This window comes from Paenibacillus sp. FSL R10-2782, assembly GCF_038592985.1.
In the GTDB taxonomy this organism is placed as follows: Bacteria; Bacillota; Bacilli; order Paenibacillales; family Paenibacillaceae; genus Paenibacillus; species Paenibacillus terrae_C.
On record NZ_CP151951.1, the window covers coordinates 5,170,752 to 5,184,055 of the forward strand.

A 13,304-nucleotide genomic window follows, 5' to 3' on the forward strand; every position below is an offset into this window, starting at 1 on the left:
AAGTCAGAAGTAAGTTCAACCCTGAAGGCTTGAATCTCCTGTAGCACAAGCGCTCAAAGTAAAATAACTTAGCCGCACTTCGCCACTCAACCACAGGTACACATCATGTGTACCCGAGACTGGACCCAGTGCTTCTGAGAGCGTCATCCATGCTTGCGCTCCTCCCGTATGACCAACGCTTATACGTGCTGCAACTTCGCTGTCCGGCGTATCCAAACGAAGCTCAATTGCTGCATCGTGGCTATTGCCTGACACTCGGCATTGAAGTTTAACCACGCTCATCGTATCTAATTCTACGCCATGAAAGGCAATCCAGCCGGGACGTTGAGGTGAACGCGGACGTACACAAGCCTCCTTTTGCTCCTTGCTTTCATCCAGCAGGACATGGGAACAATCATCAAAGTTTTCAGCGCGAATGCTTTGTCTGGCTTGCCGGGGCGGGATAACTTCGCCTAGAACGTTCACAGGGTGCTCCAGCCGGATATCCGCTGAAGAGGCACCTGCCAGCAAGGTGTACTCGCCAGCTTCAACGCAATAGCGATCCCGTGTAACATCCCAAATCGCCCAATCCCTCACTCGCATTGTAAAAGAAATCGTTCGCGTCTCCCCCGGCTGTAAGCAGATGCGTTGAAATCCACACAATGTCTTCAGCGCTCGTTTTACTCGCGAAGCTCCGGGCCGTACATATAGCTGTACAACCTCCTCCCCGGCAGCTATGCCCCGATTCGTAATGTCCACCGATACATTCAGGGTATCCGTAGCATCTAGAGCACCCAAAAAGTTCACACTACCTTCGGGGACGGACCTATCGTTGGGATTGGGCCCTTGGGCATCTGTGCGCAGATGGCTGTACTCAAATGGCGAATACGTCAAACCGTGGCCGAACGCGTACAAAGGTTCACCTTCAAAATATTGATAGGTACGTCCGCCGCGAATAATATCGTAATCTTTGATATCACCCAATTGCTCCTCCGCCTGGTACCATGTCATATTCAAACGACCCGCTGGCGCATAATCCCCAAACAGCACATCCGCTACTGCCGTGCCATGCTCTTGTCCGGCATGAGACGTGTACACGATCGCCGGAATATGCTCCTGTACCCAAGGGATGGCAAACGGATAGCTGCCCGTCAGAACCACGATCGTATTAGGGTTAACCCGATACACTTCCTCGATGAGCCGCTGCTGGGAGGCTGCCAGCTCCAAGCCTGGACGGTCATTCTCTTCCTTGCCGTTAATCAGCGGGTGATTGCCGACGAATACAATCACTGTATCTGCTGCTTGCGCAGTGGCTATCGCTTCCACTAAACCGTCCGACACCGTCTCTAACCGGAATGTTGTATGGTCTTGGTTAACAGCTTCCGTTACCTTCAATGAACCCTCTGTCCCTGTGATCACAGGCTTGCCGTTCCATGTCGTCCAGAGACACTCCCCCTTGTCAACAGGGGTCAGTCCAAAGACTTCTTTGACATACCAGCCATACGCTTCCTTAGCTGTCACACGAAGCGTTTCCTCATCGCTCGTCACATAGGTACCCAGGCGCTCGTCGGTCAACGTGACGCTGCCGTAGCCCCAATCGTTCATGGTCAAAACCGTTGGTTCGGCATCATGGGACAACCGCATGTCACCGGAGGAATCAACCGTAAGCCTCGCTCCGTCATTCGCCGCCGCGAAGGTCACGCGATCCTTGGCATCGCGGTATACGACGCGCTCCTGCGCGTCTTTGCTTTCCAGCTTGGCGCGAATCGCTTCAAGCGGTGTCACAAAATATGGAAGCGTGCCGGAATACCAGTCGCGGTACACCTCATTGCCAAGCGCCCCGATCACCGCCACCTTGCCGCATCCCGCAGGGTCGAGCGGCAGGAGCGAACGCTCATTTTTCAACAGTACGATCTGCTCTCTCGCTGCACGCAACGACAGTTCACGGGCTTGCTCTGTCATCAGAGCCTCTTCCCCGATCAGGGCATAGGGATTGTCTGCCGCCGGATCAAATTCCCCCAGTCTAAATCGAACACGAAATGTATGGAACAACGCCTGATCCAGGTCCGTTTCTTGCAGCGTTCCTTGCGCCAAGGCATCACGAATGGCCTGCTTGGACAAATCCGCATCATCCGTAATGCTGTCGATCCCCGCGCGAATGGATTCAGCCACACCCGGTGTGTGGGAGTCATAATACTGATGGTCCTTTACGATTCCCATCACATCACCAGCATCACTGACGACAAAGCCGTCCATTCCCCATTCGCCCCTGACAATATCATTAACACCGTGATACAACGTAGCGGGCGTTCCATTAATCAGGTTATAAGAGGTCATCATGGATTGGGCTTTGCCTTCCGTAAAAGGCTTCTCAAAGGCTTTCAGATAGTATTCACGAAGGTTTCGCGGGTCTATGCTGGAGGAATCACTTCCCCGGTCCACCTCGTTATTGTTTCCGAGGAAATGTTTCAATGTCGCAACCGCTTTCAAATATATCGGATGATCGCCCTGTATGCCTTTAACCAATTCCTTCGCCAGTTCTCCCGTTAAATACGGGTCTTCTCCATACGCTTCCTCATTACGCCCCCAGCGCGGATCACGTTCCATATCTACGGTTGGTGCCCATAACGTCAGTCCGTTTAGCGCCGGGTCACGGCGGTAGTATACACGCGCTTCATCTGAAATAACCGAGCCGACTTGTCGCATCAGTTCCGTATCCCACGTACAAGCCAACCCCACAGGCTGTGGAAAGGAAGTCGCCTCACCTAACCAGGCTATACCATGTGCTGCTTCCGTACCATGCTTGTATGCGGCGACTCCCAATCGTTCAATGGCAGGCTGGTATTGCAGCATAGATTCAATCTTTTCCTCCAAGGTTAGGCGGGACACCAAATCCCATACACGCTCGTCCAGATGAATCTTCGGATTTTGAAAAAAATATTCTAAATCCGTTGTTTCATGACTCATATCCATCATCTCCTTCTCTCCATTTAAAATATCATAAAAGGCTGTTATGAAAGCGTTTTAATATATCATAGCGAAAAAGGAGTACCCCGGCAACAATTGCCGCTGCTCACCATTTGGCTCCGTTTCTTCATTCAATACTGGATAGAGCAGCGTCGCCAATGGCGTGGATATCGGATGTTTGTTAGGACATGAGCGTACAATCACGAATTGTAGCTTCGTCTGCGTCTTCTTGCATAACCACTCAGGAAGCTTTTAGCCAATGTGCCTGGTTAGTAGCAGTGTGCAAATTAAAAAAAATGTATATTTTCTTCAATAAACAAAGCAAAAAATAATATTTTTTGGTATAATCAGGATATATAATCGAAGGAGGAAGGGTTTATGAAAAATACCGGAATGACACGGCCTCTGGATCAATTGGGGCGAATCGTGCTTCCCAAGGAAATGCGCACCACGATGGATATCAATATTGGTGATTCGCTCGAATTTTTCGTGAATGAAGAAGGATTTGTATTAAGGAAATATACAGGTGTATCCTGCAAATTTTGCGGCGCAGTTGATCATTTGACTTATTTTCGTGATAGCTTTATTTGCGCCGATTGCATTCAGGTATTAAAGACAGAGGAAAATGTACACCCCACCAGCACCGAAGCCATCCAGGCTCAGGAACATACCAAGCCGGTTCGTAAGCATACAACCTCGCAGCCTAAACAATCCAGAGTACAGCAAGGAGAAATGGTAAAAAAGCTCCGAAAGCTGATTCAAGAACATCCCAACCTGCCACAAAAGGTATATGCTCAAATGCTCGATATCTCGCAAGGTCGGGTGTCCCAACTGAAAAAGCTGCTTTAAATGATCCCGTAATTTATTACAAAATATACTTAGATCCAATGGATTGCCATCCTATTGTTTTCCGTCAAATATTCATTCGTCAGGTGTAGAGCAAGGAGCGTATTCGTTAATGTGTTCCTGACTTTTCATCTGACTTTTTTGTCGTTCTCCTCCCCTATCAACGTGACAATAATCACATACTCTCCATCCATCCATATATACAATATATAGACTGAAACAATTGTTTAGTACACGATATCGTCAATATATTGTTTTTGGAGAATAATATATATTTTACTATATGGAGGTTTTTGCAATGAAGGTGTTGGAGGAACATCAATTATACAGCATCGGCGAGCGGGTCATTGGAGCACAAGACCTGGACATGCTGCGGGAGAATGCAAATTTGAATGGAGAATCGTTCAGTGGCAAAATGAGCAAGCTTGGCTCCGAGTACGCGAAGTGGTATGCGCGACTACGTGTGCTTCCGCCTGAACTGACAGACGCGATCGACCACGGGTATGTGTATGTTCACGATTTGGACCAATATGCGCTCGGAACTACGAACTGTATCTTTATTCCTTTTGGTCGCCTGCTGCGAGATGGCTTTAATACAGGCAACGGCTCTGTGCGCACCCCGCAAACTATTATGTCTGCTATGGCACTGGTGGCTATCATATTCCAGTCTCAGCAAAACAGCCAATTTGGAGGTGTCTCTGCCAATAAAATAGATTGGGACCTTGCTCCTTACGTGGCCCGGTCCTTCCGCAAGCATCTGCGCAAGGGATTGCGCCTGTTCGGAGAAGAAATAGAATCGGCGATGCCTGATGACGAATTACATATAGCCAACAGTCTATTACATGAGGTCTGCCCTCGTTCATACGCATTCGCACGTGAAGAAACGGAGACGGAGACCCGCCAGGCCGCTGAATCCCTTATTCATAACCTGAATACCATGAGCAGTCGGGCAGGTGGACAAATTCCGTTCACCTCACTGAATTACGGAATGTGTACTTCTGCTGAGGGGCGACTTGTTACACTGTCATTGCTGGAGGCCACTATCCGTGGCTTGGGCAGCGGGGAAACCCCTATTTTCCCACAGCATATTTTCCAATGCAAACAGGGAATTAATCAGTCCGAAGGCGATATCAACTATGACTTGTTCCTGCGGGCGGTTGAGTGCTCCAGCAAACGTATGTATCCCAATTTCGTTAATGTGGATGCTACCTTCAACCTGCCCTATTACCGCGCAGATGATCCGGATACCATTATTGCGACGATGGGCTGCCGTACCCGCACCATTGCTGACCGTTTCGGCAGAAACCGTCAAAGCGGCAAGGGTAATCTCTCATTCAATACGATTAATCTGGTGCGTCTTGGCATTGAATACGGTATTTGCACAGGCAAGCGCAAGGTACCTGACCGGGATGGCTTTGATACCAGACTGGAAGAGGTTATGCGCATTGCCGTGGATGGACTGATCCATCGCTACCATATACAGACCAACCAGCCGGCAAAAGCCTCAGACTTTATGATGCGCGAAGGGGTATGGGAAGGCGGAGAAGAGCTGGAGCCGGATGAACAGGTGGGAAGCGTACTAAAGCACGGTACGCTTTCTATGGGGTTCATCGGGTTAGCTGAGTGCATGAAGGCACTGTACGGCAAACACCACGGGGAGGATGACGCTGTATACCGCGAGGCGGAGCGAATCATAGCTTCCATGCGTGTCTACTGCGACCGGATGAGTGAATTGCATAACCTTAATATTACGCTGTTCGCTACGCCTGCCGAGGGTCTATCCGGCAAATTCACGTTGCTGGATCAGCGTGATTTCGGAGTCATTCCCGGTGTGAATGACCGTGAATACTACACGAATTCTTTTCATATTCCCGTGTACTATACGCTTCCGGCTGCCCGTAAAATCAGCCTCGAAGCCCCATTTCATAATCTGTGCAACGCTGGTGCGATTTCGTACATAGAGCTGGATGGTAATGCGCGGAATAACCCGGAGGCGTTTCTTAAAATTGTACAATACGCGCTCCATCAAAACATTGGGTACTTCTCCATCAATCATCCGGTAGACCGCTGCACAGAATGCGGCTACGAGGGCATTATCGGGACAAGCTGTCCCCAATGCGGTGCTGATGAAGAACATACGCATTTTCAGCGTTTGCGCCGGGTAACGGGATATCTGACAGGTGATTATACCGTTCGCTTCAACGCCGCGAAACAGGCTGAGGTGCGTGACCGGGTGAAGCATCGGTGAATTTGTGCGGCTACATTCCAGAATCTCTGAACGAAGGGCATGGCCTGCGTACCGTCGTATTCATTAGCGGTTGCCGCCATGCCTGCCCCGGCTGCTTCAATCCCTCGTCATGGAGCTTCCGCGCAGGTGAACCGTTCACACCTGAACGGCAGCAGGAAGTCATCCGTGACATCGCAGATAATCCACTGCTGGACGGGTTAACCCTTTGCGGCGGAGATCCTTTTTTCTCAGCAGCGGAATGCTCGCAGTTTGTGCGCAATTTCCGCGCAACCTGCCCGGACCGAACCGTGTGGGCCTATACGGGCTTTTGCTATGAGGAGCTGCTTACGGATCAGGCACGCCGGGAGCTGGCGCTGCTGTGTGATGTGATTGTGGACGGTCGTTTTGTAGAACAGCAAAAGGATCTGACCCTTCCCTTCCGGGGAAGCCGCAATCAACGACTGGTGGATGTGAAAGCCAGCATTCAGGCAGGATCTATAGTTACATTAGCCTAAGGCGATGTTATACTCGCATAAGCTGTTATGCCCTAAGACAAGTCCATTCCCTATGGGGAGGGCTTGTCTTTTTTGTGTGTAATGGAGAAGGCCTGTACTTCAAGATGCTTCAGATCGGGGACACCAATAGCGTACTGATGATCAGAACGCTTTTAATAAACCTTGAATCAGCTTCCATGAACTTAATCATTTCATTACAGGTTCAAACGGAGTTTCTATTGCGTATCCCGCAAGTTTCACTTATGATGGTGAACAAGTATACGAGTGCATAAATATTCGTCATACCACAATCGCATAGCTTGGAGATAGGTGCCTGTTCTATTCAGTTCAGGCTTAAAAGGGAAGCCGGTGCAAGTCCGGCGCGGTCCCGCCACTGTAAACGGGGAATTTTCAGCTGTTGGTACACCCACTGGTCCAAAGACCGGGAAGGAGCGCTGAAAGTCATGATCCGTAAGTCAGGAGACCTGCCTATTTTAACAACATCGCAAGTACCTACGGGAGATAGGGAGGTGTTAAGAGCAGTCGCCGAATTTTTATTTTTAAATAACGGAGACATTCTTTCCCATACTCATTTTTACACCCGGGGAGGAATGTCTTTTTTTGTACGCAAAAATAAACTGGCTACCAGCCTAGGAGGAAAAGTACATGTCATTTACTCAAGTGCCTGAATTGCCTGGCCTGACCAGCAGTAGTCTGGGATATCCGCGTATCGGCGGAAACCGGGAATGGAAAAAAGCACTGGAACGCTTCTGGAACGGCAGCATCGATGAGAGCGAGCTGCATACCGAGATGAAACGATTGCGGCTGGAGCATCTGAGCAAGCAGCGTGACAAGGGAATTGATCGAATTCCGGTCGGAGACTTTACCTATTATGATCACATGCTTGATACATCCGTGATGTTCGGTCTGGTGCCGGAACGGTTCAACTATCGTCCCGACGGACCTGTTCCCCTATCCATCTATTTCGGGATAGCCCGTGGACAAAAGGGTGCCACCGCCAGTGAAATGACCAAATGGCTGAATACCAACTATCACTACATCGTGCCCGAATTGGCCAATGCAACCCCGGTGTTCACCGAGAATAAGCCGTTGCAGGCTTATCGTGAAGCGAAACAGGAACTGAGCATTGAGGGTAAGCCCGTCATGATCGGTCCTTATTCGTTCGTTGCTCTGTCCAAAGGCTATGACCGCAAGGATTTGGCCGCCATCGTGAGAAGTTTCCTGCCACTGTACACCCGCGTCCTGTCTGAGCTGGCTGCGGAAGGCGTTCAGTGGGTGCAGGTGGATGAGCCTGTCCTGACCACCTCATTCCCGGCAGAGGATTTGGACATTATTCAGGAGGCCTATGAGGCTTTGGCCCAAGCGGCTCCATCCTTAAATATCGTGCTGCAAACCTACTTTGGCAGTCTGGATCATTATGAGCGCCTGTCCACGCTCCCGGTACAGGGAATAGGTCTTGATTTTGTGCATGATGATGGCGAAAACCTTCAGCAGGTACTCCGCCATGGCTTCCCCGCAGGGAAAACACTAGCCGCTGGGGTCATTGATGGGCGTAATATATGGCGCTCCGATCTGAACGTCGTGGCGGCGCTGCTTGGGCAACTGGCGGAGCAAACAACTGCTGCGCAGCTCATCGTGCAGCCATCATGCAGTCTGCTGCATGTGCCAGTCAGTCTGGAAGCCGAACACAAGCTGGACCGGGAGCTGATGCAAGCGCTGGCCTTTGCTGATGAAAAGCTGGAAGAAATCGCAGCTTTGACCGCTGCGCTTGGCAAACGCGAACCCTCGGCACTTGCCAAGCTTGGGCAGAGTGCGGACGCGGTAGCCCGCTTCAACAGCTCAGCGGCACGAGTACAGACCGCTGCCGATATGGCGGCTCTACTGGCGAAAGAGCCGCAGTCACGCAGCGTTCCCTTCGCTGAGCGTCGTGTGATCCAGCAGGACAAGCTGAAGCTGCCTCCATTGCCTACGACGACGATTGGCAGCTTTCCGCAAACCGCCGAGGTTCGCAAAGCCCGTCTGCATTATCGCAAAGGGGAGTGGTCTGCTGAGCAGTATCGGACGTTCATTCAGCAGCAAATCAAGGAGTGGATTGATATTCAGGAGGACATTGGCATTGATGTGCTCGTACATGGGGAATTTGAGCGGACAGACATGGTTGAATTTTTTGGCGAAAAGCTGAAAGGCTTTGCCTTTACACAAAACGGGTGGGTGCAGTCCTACGGCTCCCGGTGTGTTAAACCTCCGATTATATACGGAGACGTGTCGTTCGATCAACCCATGACCGTGGAAGAAACGGCCTTCGCCCAATCGTTGACCTCCAAGCCAGTCAAAGGAATGCTGACAGGTCCGGTAACGATTTTGAATTGGTCCTTCGAGCGTAATGATATTCCTCGCAGTCAGGTTGCTTTACAGTTAGCACTGGCCCTGCGGGCAGAGGTAGAAGCACTGGAACAAGCGGGGATTGGCATGATTCAGGTCGATGAACCCGCGATCCGTGAAGGGCTTCCACTGAAAAAAGAACAGCAGCAAGCCTATCTGGCGTGGGCGGTTCAAGCCTTCCTTGTTACAATAGCAACCGTTGATCCCGCCACCCAAATCCATACGCATATGTGCTATTCCGAATTTCAGGATATGATCCAATCCATCTCCGATATGGATGCCGACGTCATTTCTATTGAAACCTCGCGTAGCCACGGTGAACTGATTGTCAGCTTTGAGGATCAGGTGTACGACAAGGGCATCGGTCTGGGCGTATATGATATCCATAGCCCGCGCATTCCCGATGTGTCTGAAATGCTGAGTATGATACAGCGTGCCCTGCGCGTACTGCCTTCTGATTTATTTTGGGTCAATCCAGACTGCGGCTTGAAAACCCGCACCAAGGATGAATCCGTCGCCGCATTGCGGCAAATGGTGCTGGCCGCTCAAGCAGCCAGAGATTCGTTGGCTGCATCCAGCTAATTTCTATACCCTCCCCTTCCCGGCTCCCTTTTTCCCTCGACGCCGGAAGGGGATTCTATTCCAAATCATATAATGTGTATGCCCCTTGAATATGCTCGGGTGTTCCCTGCTTCATATGTACACCCAAGCCATGCTCTCTATCCCATGAACAGCTAAAATTCAAATACAGCTCATCCTCTTCCTTTGAGTCAGGAACCAGTATAGACACGGGCTGTAGCCGTTCCAGCAGTTGTTCCAAGCGTTCCACATAAGGCGCATATTCATCCGGGTCTTCTCCCCATGAGATATAAGCATTCCGGTATTTTTCCACTACATCTACATAGTAATGGTGTATCGCTTCCAGCACATGAGGATGAATGTCTGACCCATGTGCCATATATTGCTCCCATGTCTTTTTTTGTTCCTGCTTAGGCTCTCTTACGGCCTGTGCTTCTTCCTCGGAATCGGCAGAAACAATAAACTCTATCTCCACCTCCGAGTCCTGTCCGCAAAAATGGAGTTGTACCGTGCCCCGAAGCACGACTTCCTCTGATACATCCCAAGTCTCATCATCCTGATCCAGCTCCGTATACCAGCGTTCCCAATTCATCCTTTGCCCCATCCTTTCCACAAGAAATGATCTTCAACTCTATGGATCCTTTTATTTGAGCATTTTGCAACAATCCCAAAAGCGATTTCAAATCAGCCATATATAGATTGAAACGGTTTAGTTCGTATATCTATTGTACTTTCGAGCGTTGGGAATCGAATGTTGCAACATGCTGATATTACAATTTAACATTCTTAAGAATGAAATTAAAGCGGTCCCTTTTCCACAAATTCCCCAAGATTCGGCGTTTTTCTAAATAGAACTACTTTTTTCAACAACATTCGCTATCTTATTGACTCTAAAAGCGAAAGAAAGCTCCTAAAATAAGCCCGTACATTTATTTTTAAAATTTTAGAACCTTGCATTAAACAGTACATGATGTTAAATTATACCTGACTACTGATTTATGATTAGTACCTGAATTCATTTATGCTCAAGCACACATTTCTCCCCCCATACTCCAAACGACACCTATGAAGCAATGATAACATCCAGGAAGGGAGCACCGCTCATGAATGTGAACATCCAATTCAAAAAAGGGGTGCTGGAACTGTGCGTTCTTGTTTTAATTGGGCGTAGGGACCGTTACGGCTACGAACTGGCTCAGGCCGTCTCCCGTCATATCGAAGTAGCCGAAGGAGCTTTATATCCGCTGCTTCGCCGTCTGGTATCAGAGGGATACTGTACAACTTATTTACAGGAATCGACCGAGGGACCCCCACGTAAATATTATCGGCTGACCGATGCAGGCAGCAATTACACGAGCATACTTACACGGGAATGGAATGAATTTGTCCATCATGTCGCAAGCCTACTGGAGGAAGGAAATTCCGATGAATAGAAAACAGTTTCTCACAGAGGTAGAGCAACGTCTCTCCCCTCTCCCCGCAGAGGAACGTAATGAGCTGCTTGGTGACTTAAGCCAGCATTTTGACTATGGGTTGGTGAATGGAAAAAGTGAGGCCGAAATTGCCATCGAACTGGGCAACCCCGAGGATATCGCTCGCGAAGCGCTGGATGATCCCAATGCAACCTGGAATACTTCCCCTCCTCCGCTTCGCCAGGGAAACTTCGCACGCAATCTATTTACTTTCTTAGGTCTGCTGTTTCTCAATTTATTAATCTCCATTCCTGTCTTAGCCTCTTTGTGGGCAGTATGGGTTTCGTTAGCCGCAACAGCGGTCAGCTTGATAGTGGCCCCCCTTCTCGCTGTCGCAGATTATGCGCTGAACGGCAACTTTTATCCCGCTAAATTCTTTTTTGCCATCACGTTGACCGGGATTGGCCTATTGCTGCTGCCTGGAGTACGCTACCTTCTGAACCTTCTGGTCAGAGGTACGGTTCGATACTGGAAATGGAATCAGACTACCCTGAGGGGAGCTAACGAGTAACATGAGTAAAAACTGGTTTGTTGCAGCGGGTCTATGTATCATCATCGGTGTGGCCGGGATGGTAGCCTACGGTGCTCCATGGAACCAACAAGCGATGCGGGAAATAACAGCTATTGATAAAAAGTGGACATTCACACGTGGACAGCTACAGGATCTTAAAGTGAATAGCTCCGATGATGTCTCTATTGTCTTTGCTCCCGGTTACGGCGAGCAGGGCACGATACGCATGAGTGGAGAAGTTCAGACGCAAGTAGCCGACCAGATTCATAATGCCCGTATTGAGAACGGTAAGCTTTCTATCCAATCTGAGCCAGCCCTTTCCTTGTCATTCTTCTCTATCTCTCCTGATTTGGAACAAACGATCACGGTAGAAATGCCCGCTGGTGAGATCCTAAAAGGGCTACAGGCAGATGTACATTCGGGGAGCGTAAAACTCCAGGATGCCTCCATTCAAAACACAACCATCACAGCCACTTCAGGCAATGCCGAGATTTCAAATCTCCAAAGCACCCGCTTGGTCGCCAAGTTAACATCCGGCAGTTTTATGGCTAGTCAGGTTACAGCAGATATGGAATTGCACCTCACTTCAGGGGATGCCACAATTCGGGATTATAGCGGCAATGGTCAAGTTTCCCTGACCTCCGGTATTACGAATATCACACAACGTACCGCAGCCAACCTGAAAGTTGATTCACACTCCGGTGATGTGAGGATTAAGCAGGCTCCTGATTTTAAAGGTATTTATAATGTTCGCTCCCAATTCGGAAGTATAGATACTCCCGAATCCGTTCCCGGTAGTATGAACGTTATGAAGGTCGAAACGACTTCGGGCAATATTGCTATTTCCAAATAAGCCAACATGACCATAACAAGAAGTTTCCCACTTCAGATCGCAGCCAAGCAACTTACGTGACCTGACTGGAGTTGAAGTTTGGTTCGGGGAAATGAAATCAGTATAATATAACCATGTGCTTAAATGCACAACTATGAATACCATAAGGAGGAGAATGGATGGAACTTAAAAATAAAACAGCCATTATTACAGGCGCTACCAAAGGCATTGGTAAAGCCATTGCCGAGGCCCTGGCCAAGGAAGGCGTCAACCTGGGATTAATCTCACGCACACTACCTGACCTGCAAAAGCTGCAAGATTCACTGGGGAGTACATACGGCGTGAAGGTGGTTAGCGCTGTTGCTGATATATCTGATCGCGTACAGGCCGCTGCAGCCGTAGCCTCGCTGGAGCACGATTTGGGCGCTGTCGATATTTTGATTAACAATGCAGGAATTGCTACATTCGGCACAGTCGCAGACATGGACCCGGAAGAGTGGGAACGCATGATCCGCGTGAATTTGCTAGGAACCTATTATGTCACACACGCGGTTCTTCCCAGCATGCTTGCTCAGCAGAGCGGCAACATTATTAATGTATCCTCCACAGCAGGGGAACGAGGCTTTGCCACAGGCTCGGCGTATTGCGCCTCCAAGTTTGCTTTGATGGGCTTCACGGAGGCACTGATGCAGGAGGTTCGCAAATCCAACATTCGCGTTACCGCGCTGACTCCAAGCACAGTCAATACGGAACTGGCGGCAAATGCAGGTTTGCCGATTGGCGACGAGGACCGCATGCTTCAGCCGCAGGATATGGCCGATCTGACATTGGCGGCGTTGAAGCTGCCTTCGCGGGTTCAATTAAAAGTAGCCGGTATTTGGACAACCAACCCACAATAATTTGACTCAACATCTTAGATTCATTGGGCTGTACCACGCTCCGGCAGACGTCATTGTTCGTCATGCTGGAGCTTCTTTTTTGTTCATAGCTAATA

Annotated in this window: 11 protein-coding genes and 1 riboswitch; of the genes, 9 read left to right on the top strand and 2 right to left on the bottom strand. The window is 49.5% G+C overall.

What is annotated here, in order from left to right; genetic code table 11:
* Positions 1-15 precede the first annotated feature (15 nt).
* Positions 16-2,946 (bottom strand): glycoside hydrolase family 3 C-terminal domain-containing protein, encoded by a 2,931-nt coding sequence (locus NST83_RS23580; protein ID WP_342415864.1) that lies wholly within the window; start codon positions 2,944-2,946, stop codon positions 16-18.
* Between the two features lie 378 nt (positions 2,947-3,324).
* On the opposite strand from NST83_RS23580, the gene NST83_RS23585 reads away from it, so the two are divergent.
* From NST83_RS23585 to metE, 5 genes are all read left to right on the top strand, one after another.
* The gene (locus NST83_RS23585) at positions 3,325-3,795 is read left to right on the top strand and encodes an AbrB/MazE/SpoVT family DNA-binding domain-containing protein (protein WP_342415865.1); all 471 of its coding nucleotides are present in this window, start codon (positions 3,325-3,327) and stop codon (positions 3,793-3,795) included.
* A gap of 295 nt (positions 3,796-4,090) precedes the next feature.
* A complete protein-coding gene (locus NST83_RS23590; protein ID WP_342415866.1) occupies positions 4,091-6,040 on the top strand; it encodes an anaerobic ribonucleoside triphosphate reductase in 1,950 nt (649 codons plus the stop codon).
* The gene (nrdG, locus tag NST83_RS23595) at positions 6,037-6,534 is read left to right on the top strand and encodes an anaerobic ribonucleoside-triphosphate reductase activating protein (protein ID WP_342415867.1); all 498 of its coding nucleotides are present in this window, start codon (positions 6,037-6,039) and stop codon (positions 6,532-6,534) included. The genes NST83_RS23590 and nrdG overlap by 4 nt, the downstream gene beginning before the upstream one ends.
* Before the next feature lie 290 nt (positions 6,535-6,824).
* Positions 6,825-7,021, top strand: a riboswitch (cobalamin riboswitch).
* Positions 6,978-7,202, top strand: a complete 225-nt coding sequence (locus NST83_RS23600) for a hypothetical protein (protein WP_342415868.1) — start codon at positions 6,978-6,980, stop codon at positions 7,200-7,202. It overlaps the preceding riboswitch by 44 nt.
* A complete protein-coding gene (metE, locus tag NST83_RS23605; RefSeq protein ID WP_342415869.1) occupies positions 7,180-9,498 on the top strand; it encodes a 5-methyltetrahydropteroyltriglutamate--homocysteine S-methyltransferase in 2,319 nt (772 codons plus the stop codon). The genes NST83_RS23600 and metE overlap by 23 nt, the downstream gene beginning before the upstream one ends.
* Positions 9,499-9,553: 55 nt before the next feature.
* On the opposite strand, the gene NST83_RS23610 is transcribed toward metE, so the two are convergent.
* On the bottom strand, positions 9,554-10,087 hold the full coding sequence (locus NST83_RS23610; RefSeq protein ID WP_342415870.1) for a hypothetical protein: 534 nt from the start codon (positions 10,085-10,087) through the stop codon (positions 9,554-9,556).
* Between the two features lie 511 nt (positions 10,088-10,598).
* On the opposite strand from NST83_RS23610, the gene NST83_RS23615 reads away from it, so the two are divergent.
* The 4 genes from NST83_RS23615 (at position 10,599) to NST83_RS23630 (ending at position 13,209) form a co-directional block, all read left to right on the top strand.
* Entirely contained in the window at positions 10,599-10,928 is a 330-nt protein-coding gene (locus NST83_RS23615) for a PadR family transcriptional regulator (RefSeq protein WP_137060684.1), read from the top strand.
* Positions 10,921-11,478 carry a DUF1700 domain-containing protein gene (locus tag NST83_RS23620; RefSeq protein ID WP_342415871.1) on the top strand — a complete coding sequence of 186 codons (558 nt, stop codon included), beginning with the start codon at positions 10,921-10,923 and terminating at the stop codon, positions 11,476-11,478. The genes NST83_RS23615 and NST83_RS23620 overlap by 8 nt, the downstream gene beginning before the upstream one ends.
* 1 nt (position 11,479) lies before the next feature.
* Positions 11,480-12,331: a DUF4097 family beta strand repeat-containing protein gene (locus NST83_RS23625; protein ID WP_342415872.1), complete on the top strand. Its 852-nt coding sequence runs from the start codon at positions 11,480-11,482 to the stop codon at positions 12,329-12,331.
* Between the two features lie 158 nt (positions 12,332-12,489).
* Positions 12,490-13,209: a 3-ketoacyl-ACP reductase gene (locus NST83_RS23630; protein WP_137060687.1), complete on the top strand. Its 720-nt coding sequence runs from the start codon at positions 12,490-12,492 to the stop codon at positions 13,207-13,209.
* Positions 13,210-13,304: the final 95 nt, after the last annotated feature.